The sequence below is a fragment of the Pseudomonas sp. B20(2017) genome (assembly GCF_002113125.1).
Lineage (GTDB): Bacteria > Pseudomonadota > Gammaproteobacteria > Pseudomonadales > Pseudomonadaceae > Aquipseudomonas.
Genome location: NZ_NEJP01000005.1, coordinates 110,131 through 130,283 on the forward strand (window position 1 = coordinate 110,131; position 20,153 = coordinate 130,283).

14 protein-coding genes are annotated in these 20,153 nt (G+C 58.5%); 6 read left to right on the top strand and 8 right to left on the bottom strand.

Features of this window, described 5'->3' with window-relative positions; genetic code table 11:
* Positions 1-167: 167 nt before the first annotated feature.
* Entirely contained in the window at positions 168-5,126 is a 4,959-nt protein-coding gene (locus CAF63_RS09070; RefSeq protein WP_085684561.1) for an NEL-type E3 ubiquitin ligase domain-containing protein, read from the top strand.
* Between the two features lie 25 nt (positions 5,127-5,151).
* Here the strand turns inward: CAF63_RS09070 and CAF63_RS09075 are convergent, their stop codons facing one another.
* The 6 genes from CAF63_RS09075 to CAF63_RS09100 form a co-directional block, all read right to left on the bottom strand.
* Positions 5,152-6,396 (bottom strand): hypothetical protein, encoded by a 1,245-nt coding sequence (locus tag CAF63_RS09075; protein ID WP_085684564.1) that lies wholly within the window; start codon positions 6,394-6,396, stop codon positions 5,152-5,154.
* A 51-nt stretch (positions 6,397-6,447) separates the two neighbouring features.
* On the bottom strand, positions 6,448-6,951 hold the full coding sequence (locus tag CAF63_RS09080) for a CS1 type fimbrial major subunit (protein ID WP_085684566.1): 504 nt from the start codon (positions 6,949-6,951) through the stop codon (positions 6,448-6,450).
* 19 nt (positions 6,952-6,970) lie between these two features.
* A complete protein-coding gene (locus CAF63_RS09085; protein WP_085684568.1) occupies positions 6,971-7,711 on the bottom strand; it encodes a pilus assembly protein in 741 nt (246 codons plus the stop codon).
* Positions 7,712-7,737: 26 nt separating this feature from the next.
* Positions 7,738-8,973, bottom strand: a complete 1,236-nt coding sequence (locus CAF63_RS09090) for a hypothetical protein (protein WP_085684570.1) — start codon at positions 8,971-8,973, stop codon at positions 7,738-7,740.
* A gap of 3 nt (positions 8,974-8,976) precedes the next feature.
* A complete protein-coding gene (locus CAF63_RS09095; RefSeq protein WP_085684572.1) occupies positions 8,977-11,496 on the bottom strand; it encodes a CS1-pili formation C-terminal domain-containing protein in 2,520 nt (839 codons plus the stop codon).
* An 82-nt stretch (positions 11,497-11,578) separates the two neighbouring features.
* Positions 11,579-12,076 (bottom strand): CS1 type fimbrial major subunit, encoded by a 498-nt coding sequence (locus CAF63_RS09100; RefSeq protein ID WP_085684574.1) that lies wholly within the window; start codon positions 12,074-12,076, stop codon positions 11,579-11,581.
* Positions 12,077-12,571: 495 nt separating this feature from the next.
* Here CAF63_RS09100 and CAF63_RS09105 point away from each other — a divergent pair, with 495 nt between their 5' ends.
* Entirely contained in the window at positions 12,572-13,147 is a 576-nt protein-coding gene (locus CAF63_RS09105) for a PadR family transcriptional regulator (protein WP_011335784.1), read from the top strand.
* Positions 13,144-13,929 carry a siderophore-interacting protein gene (locus CAF63_RS09110; RefSeq protein WP_085684576.1) on the top strand — a complete coding sequence of 262 codons (786 nt, stop codon included), beginning with the start codon at positions 13,144-13,146 and terminating at the stop codon, positions 13,927-13,929. Before CAF63_RS09105 ends, CAF63_RS09110 begins: the two co-directional genes overlap by 4 nt.
* Before the next feature lie 17 nt (positions 13,930-13,946).
* Here CAF63_RS09110 and CAF63_RS09115 read toward each other — a convergent pair whose 3' ends face one another.
* Both CAF63_RS09115 and CAF63_RS09120 read right to left on the bottom strand, forming a co-directional pair.
* Entirely contained in the window at positions 13,947-14,585 is a 639-nt protein-coding gene (locus tag CAF63_RS09115; protein WP_085684578.1) for a Pr6Pr family membrane protein, read from the bottom strand.
* 1 nt (position 14,586) lies between these two features.
* Complete coding sequence (locus CAF63_RS09120; protein WP_007956650.1) at positions 14,587-14,817, bottom strand: VF530 family DNA-binding protein; 231 nt, start codon at positions 14,815-14,817, stop codon at positions 14,587-14,589.
* Between the two features lie 300 nt (positions 14,818-15,117).
* Here CAF63_RS09120 and CAF63_RS09125 point away from each other — a divergent pair, with 300 nt between their 5' ends.
* From CAF63_RS09125 to CAF63_RS09135, 3 genes are all read left to right on the top strand, one after another.
* Positions 15,118-16,479, top strand: a complete 1,362-nt coding sequence (locus CAF63_RS09125; RefSeq protein WP_085684580.1) for a carbohydrate porin — start codon at positions 15,118-15,120, stop codon at positions 16,477-16,479.
* Positions 16,480-16,695: 216 nt separating this feature from the next.
* Positions 16,696-19,107, top strand: coding sequence for a glucose/quinate/shikimate family membrane-bound PQQ-dependent dehydrogenase (locus CAF63_RS09130; RefSeq protein ID WP_085684582.1), 2,412 nt, complete (start codon positions 16,696-16,698; stop codon positions 19,105-19,107).
* A 405-nt stretch (positions 19,108-19,512) separates the two neighbouring features.
* The gene (locus tag CAF63_RS09135; protein WP_085684584.1) at positions 19,513-19,887 is read left to right on the top strand and encodes a DUF6124 family protein; all 375 of its coding nucleotides are present in this window, start codon (positions 19,513-19,515) and stop codon (positions 19,885-19,887) included.
* The last annotated feature ends 266 nt before the right edge of the window (positions 19,888-20,153 follow it).

Sequence of the window (20,153 nt, forward strand, 5' to 3'; positions counted from 1 at the left end):
CGTCACTTCCCAGGTTTCGCCAACGGGTCATATTTATTTGGTTTTCATATTCAAATTCAAGAACATAAATCACTGTATGAGTCTGTCTTCCGACAGGATATTTTGAGTTTCATTTAAGCAGCAGAGGAATACGCTAGTTATCTTCTGACAAACGAAATGGAATTCAGATGTCCAACTTTCATACAAACATCAACAATCTCAAAACAACTTCAACCCCGCAAAAAGGCCGACATTACGACTTCATAAAAAACAACATCCACGACACATTCAAACATACATCGTTGCATCGGGCTCTGGCATTGAATGCAGCCGCCTTGAAGAAGCCCTCATGGCATGAAAAACAAAATCATGCGATAGCGAAAGCCGCCAACCTCATCGCCTGGCAGACACAAAACCAGACTGACGAGGTCCTTGGCAAAATAAAAACTCTTGAAGTCTTCGCCGTGCATTTGCTCAAAAACGAGCTGAAGAAAAAGTTCGGTCTTCTGGTCGATGTCAAGCAAACTTACTTGAGATTGTATTTCCCAAAGAAAACGCCTTGGTACACCATCAATCTCCAGCCCGGCTTTTCCAGTCGTACCGTATCCCTGCTGGATGCCGCCCTGCACAACTTTGCAAGTAACGAAACGTTCACTGCCGATTCCGATTTCATCAGTAAGCCCGATGAAAATGGACATTTCGATATTCTGAATATCAAGCAGACGCTATCCATTGAACAGTTCAAGCGGTTGTGCCGGGAACTGGATATCGGCAAACGTTATACCCGCTATCTGCGACACCATTTACTGCCACGTGATCCCGGTTCCAGAGCAGCTATCGAGCACCAGACAACGCAAAGCCAGAAAGCCACGCTGATATTTGCTGCGCATCTGGCCTTGTTGACCAACGATATCGGAGCCAATGCTCATGACGTGATTCTGGGCATTGCCGATGGCCAAACCGGGCTGACGCTGGGTGGCAAAGTCATGCAGTGCTGCGAGCTCTCGATACTGGATGCCACGCTGACCGGGATCATCCTGTTCACCCCGGTCGAGCAGCAAAGCGCTGGCGAAGACCGGATGATCGCTTACGTTCCCCATGATCCCGAGCACCCGCTGAAGGAGTACGCCTCGTCGCTGGAGTTCGTAAAGGAGCTGACCCGTCAGCTACGCGCCAACGAGTCGTTCTCCAAAGGTAAGGGCAACTACTGGCGATTCTTCAGCCAATTCATCGATCAGCAACAGCGCGGGCATTTTTTCGCCACACTCGAACAGCGACTGAGCGAGTTCAAATGGCTAGAAAAAAAGGACCCTCTGGATCCCGGGCCGACCTGGCACCCCACTCCGGTGGAGAAACCCTATCTGGCATTTGACGCACGACCGATCACACAGAACCTGTGGAAGCACCAGTACCAGCGAAAAATCGACAAAATCTTCAACGACGCACGGGACATCGCCGTCTCGACAGAAATCGCCGACAGGAACTCACGCTGGGCATGGTGGGACAACTTCGAAAAAATCCTTTCGGACATTTTCAATGCGGCGCTGTTGGTCATCACGCCATTCGTGCCTTTTCTGGGAGAACTGATGCTGGCCTACACCGCTTATCAGATAGCAACCGACGTCTTCGAAGGGATCGTGGACATGACCCAGGAGAACTGGACCGAGATGGGCGAACATCTGGTCGGGATCGTCACGGATATTGCCCAACTGGCGGCCTTCGCAGCAGGGGCAGCCATCGGCTCCGAATTTCGTCTCAAATTGTCTCCACTGATCGATGGCATGCAGCCGGTCATTTCGCCCGACGGCAACCCCCGTTTATGGCACCCCGACCTCGTTCCTTACGAACTCGCCGGCCCACCGCCTCCGCCCGGCTCACGTCGTGACGCCAAGGGGCTTTTTCAGCACGCGGGTAAAAACGTGCTGTCGCTCGACGGCAAGACTTATGAGGTCAGACAGGATTCTCACGACCGTCAGTACCGCATCCAGCATCCGCAACGCCCACAGGCCTATGCGCCGAAACTTCGCTACAACGGTCGAGGTGCCTGGACTCATGAAGGTGAAAACCCCGGAGACTGGCCAACCCCGAAACTGATGCGCCGCCTCGGCCCCGCGACAGAAGGCTTCAGCGACTGGCAACTGGAGAATATCCGCCAGATCAGTGGCACCGAGGCGCACGCACTGCGCCAGATGTATGTCGATAACGACGCTCCGCCGTTGCTGCTGGAGGACACTCTTGAGCGTTTCCGGGCGTCGCGGGACACCGCAACCACCAGCGCCGACATTCGAGCCGGGAGGTCTCTTGATCCCTCGTCCTACTGGTTCGAACAAATGGTGACCGAGCTGCCGGGCTGGCCCGCAGACTGTGCGTTGAAGGTCAATCAGAGTGCCGACGAACGCGGCCCGGCTCACACCTACGGCAACACCGGTGCCCGGCCGTCACGCACGCTGACCATCAGTCTGGCAGACGTCATGGCCGGCAGACTGCCGGAGCACGTGACCGGTTTTCTGAGTGATGCACAACTGGAGCGATTGCTCGGCGCAAGGCTGCCGAAGACGGACCAAATAAAGGCCCTGCGCGACCTACTGGCCGACCGGGTTGACGCACACCAATCGGAAATTTCGCAGTACCTTTATGGATACCGCACCATCAGCAGTGATCCGCGTGTTCTCGAACTTCAGCGCCAATACCCTCATTTGCCGACCGCCATTGCCAAACGTCTGGTGGAACACGCCCGTCAGCCTGAAGTGGAGGCGCTCGACAACGGCCGGCGCCTGCCTCTCGACTTCAAATCCGCCGCGCGCGAATGCGCCTTCGAAACACGCACGACCCGCGCCTGGGAAGGCTTCATCGACAATCAACGCCTGACTTCCGACACCGAACGTCTGGCCCTGAACGTACTGCGACTGCACAGCGACGCCTACCGCGACTTGCGCATCGATATACGCGAAGGCTCGCTCGACGGGCCATTGCGTTGCAGCGTCGGCGCAGAACACGCAAACGAGATCCGGGTCCTTCTGCATGACGGGCATGCCCGCTACGAAATCTTCGATGGCAACCGGCGCCCGTTGTTCGGCCCCGCCGATCTGTATGAATCGATCCTGCGGGCAATCCCCGAACAGGCAAGGCAACAAACCGGATACAGATCGGGTCAGGGCCGCGTTTTCAAACAATGGTTGATGGAAATGAGCGAGTCGCCAAGGGAACGCCGAACGCAGTTGCTGGAACCCTCGATCCGGCCTGTCGTGCAAACGTCAGTCGAAAACCTGCTGCGCGGCCCGATATTTTCAAGAATGTCCAAGCCCATCGAGCAGCGGGTGAAAGAGCTTTATCCTGAACTGAGTGACCGTGAGGTGGATTTCTTTGTCAACTCGCTGCCGACAGGGCGCGACGCGCTCGAGACGGTCAAGGACCTTGAAACCGAGCTGAAGAAGCTGAATGACCTGCTCGACGACTGGAAACAGTCACAGGCTGCCTTCGACCCCGATGGCCCCGGCATCATTCCTTCAGGCGCGCGCACCATTGCCGACCGCATCCTGGCCTGCTTCAAGCGTGAGGCCGTGGCGTTCAACGAACGCCGCGTCCACTACGAAGCAGGCTACACACTCGACCTTTCCGCCGAGCTGATGGGGCCGGACCTTGAAAAATGGTGGAAAACCCTGCCGGATCTCAAGCCCTGGTTCGATCAGGTCACGACCCTCGATCTGAACCGGGCACGCTTTTCACCCGCACCCGGGGGCCTTTTGAAGCATTTCCCCAACGTTCGCCACCTCAGCGCTCGCCAGTGCGGCCTGAAACTGCTGCCACCGCACATTGCCAAGATGACCGAGCTCGAAACCCTGCAGCTCAAACGCAACCAGATCCGTCTGACAGAGGAGTCTTGGGCGCAGCTCAGAGACCTGACGCGTTTGCGCACTTTACGCCTTTCACTCAATCAGCTCGGTCGTGCACCAGACGTCAGCCGCATGCCTGATCTGATTACCCTTGAACTTGCCTATGCCGGGATCGACACCTGGCCCGAGGGGTTGTTCACACCGCATCGGCGCCCTCGCGGCTTCTTCCTCGATCTGTCCAGCCCGGCGATTGTCACTGTTCCACAGGTCGAGCCGGGATCGCCGGATGCATGGCTCGTGGCACGAGCCAGGCTGGCCGTGAGTTACCTGGAGCCTGAGGCTCGCGAAACCTTCTATCAGTACCGTGAATCGGTGGGGTTGCCCCGGCAAAACAACTATTCCCTCCTTGCTGCTGAAGCCCGGAAGAAATGGCATATGAGCGACAGTTCACTATTCTGGGCCGACGACAGTCCAGGTCTGACAACCTTCCGCAACGAAGCCTGGGACAACCTGATGCACGAGCCGGGTTCCCAAGGCTTTTTCCAGATCATCGACAGCCTGACCCGGTCGGCCGACTACCAGGAAGGCGGCACCTCACGCCAGATTCTGACCCGGCGCGTGTGGGATCTGATAGATGCCATGGACCTGGACACTGAGCTGCGGAAAAAGCTGTTCAGGACGGCAGAGGAACCGACCACCTGCGCCGACGCCAGCTCTGAAGTTTTCAACATCATGGGTGTTCAGGCGCTGGTATCCCGGGCGTATTCCTATTCGACTTCGGGAAGCGAACTCGAGGGCAGACTGGTGAAACTGGCCCGAGCCGCTACACGCCTTGAACGGGTGAATGAAATCGCCCGCGCCGATGCGTTGTCTCGCCCGAGTCGGGAGGAAGAAGTCGAAATCTACCTGGCCTACCAGACGCGCCTGAATGCGCGACTCGATCTGCCCTGGCAGTCCGAGCAGATGCTTTACGAAGGCGTGGCAGGGGTGACGCAGGCCAGCATCGACAACGCCTGCATCACTATTCTCGAGCTTGAAACCGGTGACGGCCTGGTCAACGGGATGCTTGAACAACCGTTCTGGGAACACTATCTGCGAGATACGCAGGCCGCAGCCTATAAAATCAACGACGAGTCATACGAACGACAACTGTCCCGGCTCGAACAACGGCACTCACCTGACGCGGTGCTGCCTCTGAATGATGAGGAATATACCCGCGAGCTCACTGAACTGGCTTACCGAAGACTGGGGTTGGGGCGCTCGCTGACCACGACGTTGATGCGCCGTCATGGGCTGCTGCCGATGCCTTCCTAGTTCACCTCGGAAAGGACAGTGCGGATCAGACTTCCGAATCCCAGATCACTGTGACATTGCCGCTGTAGCGCTTTGCCTGGCCGGGCTGCAACATGTCTTCCATGTAGTGGCTCGGCACCTCGAAGTGCAACACTCCGGGCGCGCGATCCACATAGTGCCCCGGGCGAAAAAGCGCACCCGCGCCGCTCTGCGTCAACCGGTGGTTTTTCACCGGCTGGCCCGAACTGTCAGTGATGCCGTGGGGAAGACTGACGCTCAGATAGACCTGGGGAAACGTCGAACCGGATTCGGAATCACGCAAACTGCAGGCGCCAATGCCGGCATGTTCACACTCAAAGAACATCCGGAAGGGTGCGGAGACACCGATGTTGAATGTCTGATCACGAAACAATCGGCTGGGCCTGCGGCCCTCCTGCAACCAGGCTTGCCAGCCACCCTGCGGTGTCAGCTCGATTCTGTTGCCGCCGGGCGGAATGTCGACCTTGAGCACGTGCCGGACATCCAGCACGAATCTGAAGGTCACGCTGGAGCTGTCCGGCAGGATGTTGTCACCCGTGTCGAAATCCCGTCCGGGGCCCGCTCCGTAATTGAGTTCACCGGTATAGAGACCGGCCGACATGGCCAGAGGATTGGGCGTGCGCAATTCATAGCCCACATCCAGGTATTCGTAGGACATCCATGGAATCCGGTAGGCAGCCTGTTTACTGCACACCGCTTCGACCGGGGTGCGCCAGAAAAAGCGATAGAAATCAGGTCCATGGGTGCCCATGGCCCCGGCCTCGCACGGTCGTGAAGGAAACAGCCAGTTCGTTCCGCCCCACAGTTTGTGGTGGGCCTCCCCATCAGAACCGGCCCCGGTCAGATTGACCGCCGTATCACTCAACACATATTGGGAACCGACTCCGCCGATCCTCATTTCGACCGTCGCCGCCTCCCCCGTCGTCACGTGTCGCACGGTCAGGCTGCGCCATTGCGAAGCGATCTTGAACATGGCCCCCTCGCGCTGCCCGGCACCCGGTTCGATTGTCAGGTTGGAGGAGAAGCGCAGCGGCAGTCTTATACCCGACAGACCATACGCCTTGCAGTCTGCCGGATAAGTCCCGCAGTAGCCGCTCTGTGGCGTCTGATCGACGAAACGGTTTCTTTGCGGATTGGCCGGATCCGGGACAAAACCGGCACGAATCTCCTGGGTCAACGCCTGGGCCGGCATGGAAAACAATCCGCCGAACAATGAAACGAAAACCAATCCTTTACTGAACCTGAAATCCATTGCCATTCCTTGCACTGAAGTCATTACGTTCTTGAGCGGATGAGTTCTTGCTCAGCCACTGGGTGCTGCGGCACTGAACATGATGTTGACGGTGCCGTAGTAATCTCCGGGTTTGTAACCTCCGGCCTGTTCCCTGGGTTCGATCTCCAGCATCACCCGTGTGCCGATCCTGGCTTCCTCGGCCGAAACCACTTGCAACGGCAGCGCACGGTCGGACAGCTCTTTGCCATTGAAGCTCACGCGCAGATTGATGTTTTCCCGTGAGTCCCTTCCGTTGGTCAAATAGGGAACACTCTCAAGACGCGCCTCGATCGCTCCGCTGTCGTGCCTGACATCGAAGTTGCGACGCAACGTGCCCAATGTGGAAGTGTTCACATTCCAGTGCAGTCGCTGCTCGCGATGAATCCAGTCGGGCTCGCTGGGTATCACGTAAAAATTCAGGGTGGGGATGTGCACTGAAACGTAGAACTCGAGTTCTTCTCGCGCCGCAAACGTCCAGGCGCTGACCAACGCCAGGCCTGTCGCCGACATCACGGTAATCCATTGTTTGATCATTGTTCGTTACCCGTGATGTTCAACCGGCGGTACTCAGATTCTTTTTGCTGTCGCCTTCGACCAGGATGAAGCGATACTCGCGCCCGGCCTTTTTCTCGAACTCGAAGGTCCTGCCAGCCATCACGTGGTGTTTGGTGGTCGGTTCGCATTCGGCTTCATTGGTTTTCGAGCAACTCTTGAATTCGTCGATCACCACCACCGTGTTGCCGTTGTTGCGCACTTTGTACGTGCCTGCCGAGTCATCGATCACGCTGTCAAAACGCGCATCCTTTGGGCGCACGAAGAAGATCGTGCCGAAGCCGGCCATGACGTTGACCCCCGCTGTCAGAGTCTTTTTGTATTCCTCGCGCTCTTCGCTGGACACCGCGAACTCATCTTCTTTCTCGGGAACCACCGGAACAAAACGCACGCGGAAATAACGCTCCTTGTCGCGATCCCCCATGAACAGCAAACGGGTGCCCTGCATGCCTTGGGCGGGAATGATCAAACGTGCGGGACTGGCCATGAGGCCGTCACGGGCGCTGGCATCGGCTTGTACCTTGACCGGTACTTCGGTGGACGTGCCATCGGCGTTATAAAGGATTTCCAGCACATTGATTTTCACGAACGCCGTACTGTCCCCGCTGTTGTACACCCGTTTCAAATAGGTACTTTTATCACCGGCCAAATAGTCATAAACAACACCGATATTGATATTCGGACCCGCCTGAGCGCACAGGCTGAACAGATACAGGCCTACCAGAACAATCACTTGCTTCATGCGCACAACCTCTCAATAAAGACCCATCACTGCTGGGGTGATATTTCCGAATCAAAAACGACAACAATCGTGCCGGAGTACTTGTTACCCCTGCCCGAGGTCAAAATGGTTTCGGTCCACTCTCTGGGAACTTCGAAATGCAGCGTTCCCTGCTGGCGGTCGATGTACTTGCCAGGCTGGAAGGTCACGGCGTTCAACTCTCCCGGTAAAAGCTCCTTGAGTCTTACCGGGTTACCGCTGACATCAGTCAATCCGCCAGGCAGGCTTACCTTGACTTGAAGGAGTGCAGCGGCGTTGTTGGCCTCATTGAACAGATAGCAATAGTTCGGGTTGTCCCGCGCGCACTCCAGATGCACCTTGAAGCGGGAGCTGGCGGATATATGGAACGTCTGGTCGCGGTAAAGTCGTGCGGGAGGCTTGCGGGTGTTCAACCAGGTTTGCCAGCCACCATCGGGTTCCAGCGCAATGCGATTGCCACCGGGCGGTAAATCGACTTTCAGGACGTGCTGCACATCCAGCACAAAATCCAGATTGAGAGCGGTGTCGTCCGAATCCATGAACGGCCCCATCGTGAAGTCGGAGCTACCCCGACCGAGACTGTAGGTCAATGAACCGGTGTACAGCCCGGACGACATGCTCAAGGGGTTCGGCGTTCGCAGCTCATAGGCAATGTCGAGATGCTCGAACAACATGTGCCCTACATCGAACGCAGCGGTTTTGTTGCAACTCCCTTGTTCGGGCGTTTTCCAGAAGAACTGATAGCTGCTGATACCGTAGTACCCAACGCCGCTGTACAGACATGGAGGGGGTGCATAAACCCAGGAATTGCCGGTCCAGAGTTTGCGGTGTGCCTCCAGGACGTTGGACTCGCCGGTCAGTTCGGTGACCGGTTTACTCAGTTGAAATCTCGACCCTATTCCACTGATCCGCACTTCTACCGTACTCGTCTCCAGCGTCTCCTGGTTGGTGACCGTCAAACGTCGCCAGTCAGCAGGTACCTTCACCCAAACGCCGTTATCCGAGAAAAGCGGAGTGACCGTACTGAAACGAATCGGTACTTGAATACTGAACATTCTGTTGTCTTCGCATTCACTTGGAAAACTCGCGCAATACCCGCTGTTCGGCGTTTTATTGATGAATTCGTTTTTGTTCGGTTGCGACGGATCCGGCTGGAACAATGCCCTGATCTCCTGATTCGCCGCCTGCGCCGATGACAGACTCAACACCATCAGAAAAACGGGCCAACAGGATGTTTTCTTCATCGTTCAACCCGCCTTCTGATCAGTGAACGTCGCATCGGCGAGGGTGTCTGGACTGCACCGCAAATCGCCGATCATCAACACATTGTTTTCCACCCGCCCTTGCTGAGGATCGAGGCGGAACTGGCACAGCAATTGATCGGCAAATCGCACTTCAAGCGTCGGCGAGCCGGCATTCATTTCCATGGAGAAAAACCCGTCGACCTCGCTCACGCCACGGCTGGCGTGGTTGATCACATGGTGTCCCTTGAGGGGCCGCCCCTGCGGATCGAGCAAACGTCCCAGCACCGTGAAGGTTTTCATCACCCGTACCTTGCGGTACTGCACACCGCCCTTGTTCAAGTGATAACGGGTGCGCGCCGGCTCGATGGTCGCCGCCGGTACATGGTTGCCGACGAAGTCAAAACTCACCGAACTGTTCTTGTAGGCCGTGATCGGAATGAAATTGCGCCCTGGTCTCAGCGCAGCGCTGCCGCCGCTCAAGTCATCGGCGCGCAGGGCGATGCCGTCGACGTCGGATTCGACATCCACGATCATTCCCGCACCCCGCCCCTGAGGCTGGCTGGTCATGACGATTGCCTGCCCACCGATGGCCACGGTGCTGTCAAGGTTCAAGCCACCGGTGTAATTGCCGTTGTAGGAAGAGCGCTGGACGAAGCCATCGCCATTGACGATATCGTTGCTAAAGCTCGCCTGACCGTTTACGCCAATCCCGTAGGTGTCGGTGAGTACCGTCGCCATCACGCTTTGCAGCACGTGATCATCAAAGTTTTTTCGATAACCGAGCGAACCGTTGTTGTCACGGCTGCCGTCGCGGGCTGTGCGCGTACCGATGCTGCCGGAAATCTGCTGGCCGGGGCCGCCCAAAGCGACGTTCAGGCTCAGGTCCACACCCCGGTTGCGTGCGTCACCGCTGCTGTAGCTGCCGGGCCGGTCGAACACTGACAGTCGCCAGTTGGAGTCGCTGCCCAACACCGTGGTGCGCTGGGTCCAGCCCAGATCGACACCGACACCCTCAACGTTACCCTCGCTGTGGGATACCCGTGCGTTGAACGAGCTGTTGCGACTGACTCGATGGTTCAGCGCCAGCGAAGTATTGCTGGTCTGGCCGGTAAACACGTTGCGCTGACGGAGGCGGGTGCCGTCCGGCAGGGTGTCGTAAATGTCAGTGGTGTCCAGCCAGCTGCGGTTGTGACTGACCACCAGACTGCCGGCGCCATAGTTGTAAAGGCCTTGCAGGTCGAGGCCAGTGCCGTGGTCTTCGGTTTGATAAAAATTGGCGAACATGCTGACGGTATTGGCGAGCGTCCAGTCGATGGACGTGCCGTATTGCAGTTTCTCGCGAACCTGACGTGCCGACAGCCCGAGAATCACTCGCGGATGTAGTAAATAATTGAGCGACGCACCGGCCGTTGCATCGCCGCTGGCCTGTTTGTCCCAGTTGCTCAGCAGCTTGGTTTCCTGGCCGGCAAACAGGTTATAGCGCCAACGCTCGTCGGCGTTACGCCAGTTGTTCGGCTTGTAGACCAGTTCCTGAGTGGTCGAGGTGATCTGGCCATCCTCGACCAAGCGCACTTCCACCTCATAGATACCGCCGGGCAACGGTCGAGTGTCGAGGGTCTGCAAACCGGCAGGTACTGATTGGGTGTTGATCAGCAAACCGTCGCGAAAAATCTCCACCGACGCCTGACGGTTGGCGGTGACATAAATCGGATAGACGCTTGGATTCTGTAAATCGATGGCCAGACTGTCGGAGCTGCCATACATCAACCCCACCGTCGTATCCGGACTGTTGCCGAACGAACGCGGCTGACGCGTAAGGCCTTCGGAAGTCGGAGTGAAATAACCCATGCGCAAAAAACTGCCTTGCAACTCTCGTTGGGTATGCATCTCATACACAGCGTGATAGAGCTGGTCGTCAGGCCCGCCAAGACGAGCCAGTTGCATATTGAAGGTCTGTGTCCAGTTGCCCAGACTGCCATTGGCCTCCAGGCCGAAACGCCCGCCAAGATCCTGTTCCTGACCGCCATTGAGGTTGAGCTGGTTACGTACGATCAGACCGGTACTGCCGTCCTGAGGCTGCTCGTAATAACGCGGCGATTCGCTATCGCGCTCGGCATTCTCGGTGATGATCGACACCAGCGAGTTTTCCAGGTTGTAGTGCACCGCGAGCATTTGCTCGGGGCATTGGCCACTGCAACTCCCCAGCGCCACGCCGTGCTTGAGATAGCCCGCCCATTTTTCCCGCTCAGCGGCGCCAAAACGGTTGTCGCTGGTATCGGTAAATTCGAGCAGGGTGATGCGATCATCGCGGGTCAACACAATCATCGCTTCGCCCAAGGGTTGCTGATCGAGCTCCACCCGAACAGCCAGGGGCACATCGAAAAAGTGCTCTTCGAAGTCTTTTGGCAAACCTTTGGCCTGTGCCAGCAAACTGCGCGGCGTTGTACCGGCAGATTCGGCGGCCGTTACAGCAGCACAAAACAGCAACGCAAGCGCAGTCGCGATGGGAGTCATCGGGAACATGTAAACGAACTCTGAGTGCGAACGGAAAAAGCCCGGCCGACTGACAGATTCGTCAGCCTGCCGGTCTTTGTTACATCACGGGTTAGAGCGTGCTGCCGCCGGCCGGAGTGACCGCGTCGAACATCATGGTGACCGCACCGGTATAATCCCCCGGCGTGAAGTTGGTGCCTTTGGCAGTGATTCGCAACGGGGCACGGTAGTTCACGTCCGACTCGGCTTCACCGACAACCATTTGCGGGGTCTGGCTCAGCACGACGTTGTTGAACCGTACTTCCAGATCAATGGCGCTCGCACCGCCCACCAGTTTCGGTACGCCTTCCAGAGAGCCGTGAACCGAACCGTTGTTGTTGCGTACATCGAAGAAGCCTTCTACCGGTTTCATGGCGCCGGTGATCGGGCTGAAGCTCATGTCCTGATCCTTGTTGACCAGATCGGGATCAGTCGGCACGACGTAGAAGCCATTGGTCGGTACGTGAGCGACCAGGCTGATGGAGTGGCGGGCTTCACCGGCGGCAAAGACCGCGGACGAGCTCAGAGCCAGGGCAGCGAGAGAAGCGGTGATTGCGATTTTCTTGAACATCGGTCAGTACCTGTTTTCTTTTTAAAGGAATCGAAACATTGAAGTTCATGTCACACCGGCAGATAAGAACCAAAACATGAAAGTTCAACGACGGCGGTATGATCGACCCTTGTTCAAAGAATGTAAGCAGGCAACTTCCCACGAGCGCGTAGTTCAACAACCTCGTGACACGAAAGAAAAAACATCAAAAAATCAAAATATATAAAAGTAGCTGTAAGGCATTCCCTACCTACAGTTATTCATAAAAAACGTTACAGCAGTTTCGACAATGACAGTCAGCACTTTCTAATCTTTTTAGAATATAAGCTCAAGCATTAATAGAGTGATAGCTTTAACTTTTCGGTTATTCCTGTCTCGATCAACAAGGCACGGCGGTCCCTCCATCCGCGCGCCTTGCCCGCCGTTGACCACTCGTCAGCTCTGCGGCAAAAAGCCCTTGCCCAGCCGTAAAGATATATCTTAAGTTGTATCTAAACACGACGAGAGAAGAGTGAAATGAGAGACCATCATTCCCCCCACCGCGATCACGGCGACAGCCGTGACGGCTTCGAAAAACGCCACGGTCGCGAGCGCGGCGGGCGCGGCCCACGGGTGTTCGCCCCGGGCGATCTGAAATTGTTGCTGCTCGCCCTGATCGCCGAACAACCGTGCCACGGCTACGACCTGATCCGCCAGATCGAAACCATGTTCGACGGCGCCTACAGTCCCAGCCCCGGCGTGATCTACCCGACCCTGACATTTCTCGAAGAAAGCGAAATGATCACCGGCGATGCCGAGGGTGGCAAAAAGCGCTACGCGGTGACCGATGCCGGCCGCCAATCCCTCAGCGAACAAGCGGTGGCGCTGGACGGCGTGCGCATGCGCATCGACGTCAGCAAGCGCTCGCTGCGCGGCCATGACCGGCCGCCGGAAATTCATGAAGCGGTACACAACCTGCGTCATGCCTTGCAGATGCACCACGGGCGCTGGAGCCCGGAAGAAATCCTGCGGGTGCGCGACCTGCTAAACGACACCGCCAAAGCCATCGTCGACGGCCCCGCCGTTCAATCTGCCCCGGAGAAAGCCGAATGACTGAAGTCCAGAGCCAAACCATTCACCGCGTCATGCATGAAATCAAACGTCGTCGCCTGGAAGTGTTGCGGGTGGTCGACCTGACGCCGCGCATGCGCCGCATCACCCTCGGCGGGCCGGAACTGGCCGGGTTCATCAGCCTGGGCACCGACGATCACGTCAAACTGCTGTTCCCGCAGAACGCCGAACAGGCCGCCGCGCTGGAAACCCTGGTGCTCGGCGCCGGCAAGAGCGATGTACCAATGCCCGAAATGCGCGACTACACCCCGCGCCGCTACGACCTCGACAAGCTTGAACTGGACATCGATTTCGTCCTGCACGGCGACGGCCCTGCCTCGACCTGGGCCGAGCAGGCCAAACCGGGTCAGTTCCTGCACATCGGCGGCCCGCGTGGCTCGATGATCGTGCCGGACATCTTCGACAGCTACCTGCTGATCGGCGATGAAACCGCCCTGCCCGCCATCGCCCGCCGTCTCGAAGGTCTGCCGGCCAATCGCAAGGCGCTGGTGGTGATCGAAGTGGAAAACGGCAAGGAGCAGCAAACCCTGGAGAGTGCGGCGCAGGTCAATGTGATCTGGGTGCTGCGCGAAGGCGGCAAAGACAATTTGCTGGCCACCATCAAACAGTTGCAGGTGCCCAAGGGCAATCTGTATGCGTGGGTGGCGACGGAAACGAAAGTCTCGCGGCAGATCCGCCGGGTGCTGCTCGATGAGCACGGGCTGGATGAGCAGTTCGTCAAAGCCGTCGGTTACTGGCGCGCCGAAGGCTCCGTAGAAGAGTGAAACGAGCGGCGGCGCTGCTAAAGGCGCCGCCCCTGCCAGCGATCCATCCCGATCACCAGCAACGCAATCAGCACAAACCCCAGCAGAATCCCCCCGGCGTTGACGAACACCTGTGGATAACCCAGCAGCGCCACGTCAATGAACGGATAGGCGTAAGCCCCCAGCAGATGCCCTCGCAACAACGCATAGGCGAAGTACACCAGCGGATAGATCAGCCACAACGGCAAATGCTTCAGACGCAAAGTGCCCTTCGGCACGCACAACCACCAATAAGCCAGAAACAGCAACGGCATCACGTCGTGCAGCAATTCGTCAGCGATAAACTGCCAGCCCTGCGGATGCCACAAATGCCGCAACAAAATGCTGTAGGCCAAGCCGACCACGGCAATGCTGACGGCAATCCCGCTACTGACCCAAGGTTGCAGAAACCAGCGGCGCGCAGCGGATTCGCGATCGGTCACCGCGCAGGTCAGCACCACCGCCACCAGGGTGTTGGTGATCACGGTGAAGTAACTGAAGAAACTCACCAGCCCGCCCAGCAGGCTGGCACCGACGCTCAGGCGTGCGAAGAAAATCAGGTACAGCTGAATCCCCAGCCCGGCCCACCCCAGCACCGCGGCCGAAGTGATCAGGCGTCGCCGAAGCACGGCATTCATCTCAGAGCGGACGCTTGGTGCGCATCAGCTTCACGTACAGCCGCTCGACCTTTTCCCGCGCCCATGGCGTCTTGCGCAAGAAGGTCAGGCTCGACTTGATGGTCGGATCGCTCTTGAAGCAACGGATGTCGATGCGCTCGGCCAGGCCCGACCATTCGTAGTGGGTTACCAGCGCATTGAGGATCTGTTCGAGGGTCACGCCGTGCAGCGGATCGGGATTGTGGTCGTTCATGCCGGGCCTTTGGGCGAAGTGAAAATGCAGAAGCCGCGCACCTTAGCCGAGGGCATGGGCGGGTGGAAGGCCTTGGGTTAAATGTAGGCCAACCGGAGAAGATCGCAGCCTGCGCCATCGCCCGCAATGCGCTGTATTGCCGCACTGTTACCGAATCCGAAAGGGTTCATGTCTGCAAAAGCACTTTGTGTTTTTGTAACAGGACATTATCCTGCCGCCCTTCTGCTGAATCGCTTCACTGCCTGCGTCAAATCGTAGCGGCCAGCTTATCCCCCAAAAAGATCAAGAAAGACCTATTCAATGCCCGATTTTCCGTTCTCCCGAGACAGCGCTATCTCAACCCTGCGCCTGATCGGCGGCTGCACCGCCCTTGGCCTCGCCACCTGCACCCAGGCCGCCTCGGCCTTCGACAGTGAATCACCGTGGATGCTCGGTGACTGGAACGGCACCCGCAGCGAACTCGCGGCAAAAGGTATCGACTTCAAACTCGACTACACCGGCGAAATGGGCAGCAACCTGCACGGCGGCTATGACCACGACCGCACCGCGCGCTACAGCGATCAATGGGGCCTCGGCACTCATCTGGATCTGCAAAAACTGCTGGGCTGGAACGACGCAGAATTCCAGTTGACCGTGACCAAGCGCAGCGGCAACAACATCAGCAACGACCGCATCAACGACCCGCGCGTCGGTGGCTTCACCTCGGCCCAGGAAGTCTGGGGCCGTGGACAGACCACCCGCCTGACGCAGATGTGGTATCAGCAGAAATTCTTCGACCAGAAGCTCGATATCAAGGTCGGTCGCTTTGGCGAAGGCGAAGACTTCAACAGCTTCCCGTGCGACTTTCAGAACCTGGCGTTCTGCGGCTCGCAGGTCGGCAACTGGGTCGGTGGCATCTGGTACAACTGGCCGGTCAGCCAATGGGCGCTGCGCGTCAAATATCACCTGACGCCGGAGTTGTACGCGCAAGTCGGCGCCTATGAACAGAACCCGTCGAACCTCGATCGCGGCAACGGCTTCAAGCTCAGCGGCAGCGGCACCCAGGGCGCGATCCTGCCGATCGAACTGGTGTGGAAGCCGAAACTGAACGGCCTGCCGGGCGAATACCGCGCCGGTTACTACTACAGCAACGCCAAGGCCACCGACGCCTATAAAGACAGCAACGGCCAGCCGGCGGCCCTGAGCGGCGAGGCCTATCGCAGCGCTTCGAGCAAACACGGCATGTGGCTCGGCGTGCAGCAGCAGATCACCAGCGTCGCCAGCGACAACTCCCGTGGACTGAGCGTGTTCGCCAACGGCACGATGCACGACAAGACGACCAACGCCATCGACAACTACGTCCAGGCCGGCGTGGTCTACAAAGGCCTGTTCGACGCCCGAGCCAAGGACGACATCGGTTTCGCTATGGCCCGCGTCCACGTCAACCCGGCCTACCGCAAAAACGCCGAGGCGACCAACCAGGCCCGCGCCGTCTACGACTACGACGATCCGTCCTTCCTGCCACCGCAGGACACCGAATACAGCGCCGAACTCTATTACGGCGTGCACGTCACCAACTGGCTGACCGTGCGCCCGAACCTGCAGTACATCCGCCACCCTGGTGGTGTGGACAAGGTCGATGACGCGCTGATCGGCGGGATCAAGATCCAGTCGTCGTTCTAAAGAACAACTGAAACCTCCTGTGGGAGCGAGCTTGCTCGCGAAGAGGCCATTACAACCAACATCAATATTGTCTGAACCACCGCTTTCGCGAGCAAGCTCGCTCCCACATGAAATTCGATAGCAAGACAAGTTTTTATCTGAACCATGCCCACGCCCAATCGTCATCTACAGTGACTACAGCGCGGGACTACTTGAAACGTCACGGAGAACCACACTATGAGCACCGAAAGTGCTTCGAGTCGAGGCCGTCTGCTTCCGAGCCTGCTCGGCATTCTGCTTCTGCTGATGGGCCTGGCCATGCTGGCCGGGGGAATCAAACTGAGCACGCTCGGCGGCTCGCTGTATTACCTGCTGGCCGGTATCGGCATCACGCTGACCGGCATTCTGATGCTGATGGGGCGTCGTGCGGCATTGGGCCTGTACGCCATCGTGCTGTTCGCCAGCACCATTTGGGCGCTGTGGGAAGTCGGTCTGGATTGGTGGCAACTGGTGCCACGTCTGGCACTGTGGTTTGTCCTCGGCTTCGTGATGTTGCTGCCATGGTTCCGTCGTCCGCTGCTGGTCAACGGCCCTGCGCCGCTGGGCACCGGTGGTTTGACCGTGGCCGTGATTCTGGCCGGTGTCACCGCCCTGGCCAGCCTGTTCACCCACCCGGGCGAAACCTTCGGCGAACTGGGTCGCGACACCGCCGACACCACCAGCACCGCCCCGCAAATGCCGGACGGCGACTGGCAGGCCTATGGCCGCACCGAATTCGGTGACCGCTACTCGCCACTGAAGCAGATCACCCCGGCCAACGTCGGCAAGCTGCAAGAAGCCTGGCGCATCCAGACCGGCGACCTGCCGACTGCCGATGATCCGGTCGAGCTGACCAACGAAAACACCCCGCTGAAAGCCAACGGCATGCTCTATGCCTGCACCGCTCACAGCAAGGTGCTGGCGCTGGACCCGGACACCGGCAAGGAACTGTGGCGCTTCGACCCGCAGATCAAGAGCCCTGTCGGCTTCAAGGGCTTCGCCCACATGACTTGCCGTGGCGTGTCGTACTACGACGAAGCCGCGTACGCCAAGTCGGAAAACGCCGCGTCCGCCGTCATCTCCGAGGCCGGCAAAGCCGTCGCCCAGGTCTGCCCGCGTCGCCTGTACCTGCCGACCGCCGATGCCCGACTGATCGCACTGAATGCCGACACCGGTAAAATCTGCGAAGGCTTCGGCAATAAAGGCGTGGTTGACCTGACCCAGGGTATCGGCCCGTTCACCGCCGGTGGTTACTACTCCACCTCGCCTGCCGCGATCACCCGTGATCTGGTGATCATGGGCGGTCACGTCACCGACAACGAGTCGACCAACGAGCCATCGGGCGTGATCCGCGCCTTTGACGTGCGTGACGGTCACCTCGTGTGGAACTGGGACAGCGACAAGCCAGACGCCACCGAGCCTTTGGCGCCGGGCGAAACCTACAGCCGCAACTCGGCCAACATGTGGTCGCTGGCCAGCGTCGACGAAAAACTCGGCATGGTTTACCTGCCACTGGGCAACCAGACTCCTGACCAGTGGGGCGCCAACCGCACCCCGGGCGCCGAGAAATTCAGCGCCGGCGTCGTGGCCCTGGACCTGGCCACCGGTAAAGTGCGCTGGAACTACCAGTTCACCCACCACGACCTGTGGGACATGGACGTCGGCAGCCAGCCAACCCTGCTGGACATGAAAACCGCCGACGGCATCAAGCCTGCGCTGATCGCCCCGACCAAACAGGGCAGCCTGTACGTCCTCGACCGTCGTGACGGCACGCCGATTATCCCGATCCGCGAGATCCCGGTTCCGCAAGGCGCCGTGAAAGGCGACCACACCGCACCGACCCAGGCCCGTTCGGACCTGAACCTGCTGGCCCCGGAACTGACCGAAAAAGCCATGTGGGGCGCCAGCCCGTTCGACCAGATGCTGTGCCGTATCCAGTTCAAGGAACTGCGCTACGAAGGCCAATACACGCCTCCGTCGGAACAGGGCAGCCTGATCTACCCGGGTAACGTCGGCGTGTTCAACTGGGGCGGCGTCTCGGTCGACCCAGTTCGCCAGATGCTATTCACCAGCCCGAACTACATGGCCTTCGTCTCGAAAATGGTGCCACGCGAGAAAGTCGCGGCCGGCAGCAAACGCGAGAGCGAAACCGCTGGCGTGCAACCCAACACCGGCGCGCCATACGCGGTGATCATGCACCCGTTCATGTCGCCACTCGGCGTACCGTGCCAGGCCCCGGCCTGGGGCTACGTCGCCGGTATCGACCTGACCACCGGCAAAGTCGTCTGGAAACGCAAAAACGGCACCAGCCGCGACAGCTCGCCAATCCCGATCGGCTTCACCCTGGGCGTGCCTAGCATGGGCGGCTCGATCGTGACTGCGGGCGGCGTCGGCTTCCTCAGCGGCACCCTCGACCAGTACCTGCGCGCCTACGACGTGAACACCGGTAAAGAGCTGTGGAAATCGCGTCTGCCTGCTGGCGGCCAAGCGACCCCGATGACCTACACCGGCAAGGACGGCAAGCAATACGTCCTGCTCGTGGTGGGTGGTCACGGTTCGCTGGGCACCAAGATGGGTGACTATGTGATTGCGTACAAACTGCCGGAATAAGCTTTAGCGGCGGTAAAGAGAAAGGCGATGCCCTGTGAGGGGTGTCGCCTTTTTTTGTGGGCTGCGTTTTTTAAACGGGGTGTTTATGTCCTACAGACAGGGTGTTTACAGGGGATGTTTCTGACATGTCGCGTCGGTTGTGGCTCGGAAATGGGGTGGATAGGCTTTGGGGGTCGCTGAAACATTCAGCGAACGGGCGTCGCGGCCCGATAACTGATGCATAATCGCCAACCTCACGGCACCTCGGTGCCTGTTGTTTGTTTCATGGCGGCTGTGCGCGGGATACCTTCTTTGGAGGTATGCCGATTCCTCAGTTATCGGTCCGCGAACCCGCGTACAGCTGCCACCTCAGATTGCGTCGCGGCAATCGAAGGCAGCTCCAATTTCACCAACTGAGTATTCACCATGAAAAAACCAACACCCAACCCTCCCGAATCAGACGACACCTCGCCCTACGAATCCGCCGACTCAAAGAAACTCCACGACGCCGCCGAACGCGCGCTCGACCACCACTTCAATCCCATTCCGAAAAAATGCCCCGGTCGCCGACCGAGCCAGATGTTCCAGATCTCCCCGGACATGGACGACGAAACCCTGCTGGCCCATGCCTGTGAGTCCCTGGCCACCGCCAGTGTCATGGCCAGTGATGTAGCGGCTTTTGTTGATACGCCGCAGCGGCACCGGTTCCTGGGGATTCAGCAAGTGATCATGCTGGCGGAACTGGCGGTGAATCGGGTGCTGGATAATGTCGAAGTACAACGTTACCCAACACATAGTTAGGCCGCCCTGACGAAATCGACCTGCCAGCCACCAACCGCATTCGCTGGCAGATCGATTGGACGCAGAGCGTCCCGGGCTGCATTCCCACGCAGAGCGTGGGAACGATCAAGCACAAAGCTAAGCCGCCCTGACGATACCCACTGCTAGCCACAGACCGCATTCGCTGGCAGATCGATTGGGACGCAGAGCGTCCCGGGCTGCATTCCCACGCAGAGCGTGGGAACGATCAAGCACAAAGCTAAGCCGCCCTGACGATACCGACTGCC

Bases quoted from the DNA above. Each gene is read 5' to 3' on its own strand.
- CAF63_RS09135 (WP_085684584.1), top strand. From the start codon at position 19,513: ATGAAAAAACCAACACCCAACCCTCCCGAATCAGACGACACCTCGCCC.
- CAF63_RS09070 (WP_085684561.1), top strand. From the start codon at position 168: ATGTCCAACTTTCATACAAACATCAACAATCTCAAAACAACTTCAACC.
- CAF63_RS09075 (WP_085684564.1), bottom strand. From the start codon at position 6,396: ATGGATTTCAGGTTCAGTAAAGGATTGGTTTTCGTTTCATTGTTCGGC.
- CAF63_RS09115 (WP_085684578.1), bottom strand. From the start codon at position 14,585: ATGAATGCCGTGCTTCGGCGACGCCTGATCACTTCGGCCGCGGTGCTG.
- CAF63_RS09095 (WP_085684572.1), bottom strand. From the start codon at position 11,496: ATGTTCCCGATGACTCCCATCGCGACTGCGCTTGCGTTGCTGTTTTGT.
- CAF63_RS09110 (WP_085684576.1), top strand. From the start codon at position 13,144: ATGACTGAAGTCCAGAGCCAAACCATTCACCGCGTCATGCATGAAATC.
- CAF63_RS09100 (WP_085684574.1), bottom strand. From the start codon at position 12,076: ATGTTCAAGAAAATCGCAATCACCGCTTCTCTCGCTGCCCTGGCTCTG.
- CAF63_RS09125 (WP_085684580.1), top strand. From the start codon at position 15,118: ATGCCCGATTTTCCGTTCTCCCGAGACAGCGCTATCTCAACCCTGCGC.
- CAF63_RS09130 (WP_085684582.1), top strand. From the start codon at position 16,696: ATGAGCACCGAAAGTGCTTCGAGTCGAGGCCGTCTGCTTCCGAGCCTG.
- CAF63_RS09120 (WP_007956650.1), bottom strand. From the start codon at position 14,817: ATGAACGACCACAATCCCGATCCGCTGCACGGCGTGACCCTCGAACAG.
- CAF63_RS09080 (WP_085684566.1), bottom strand. From the start codon at position 6,951: ATGATCAAACAATGGATTACCGTGATGTCGGCGACAGGCCTGGCGTTG.
- CAF63_RS09105 (WP_011335784.1), top strand. From the start codon at position 12,572: ATGAGAGACCATCATTCCCCCCACCGCGATCACGGCGACAGCCGTGAC.
- CAF63_RS09090 (WP_085684570.1), bottom strand. From the start codon at position 8,973: ATGAAGAAAACATCCTGTTGGCCCGTTTTTCTGATGGTGTTGAGTCTG.
- CAF63_RS09085 (WP_085684568.1), bottom strand. From the start codon at position 7,711: ATGAAGCAAGTGATTGTTCTGGTAGGCCTGTATCTGTTCAGCCTGTGC.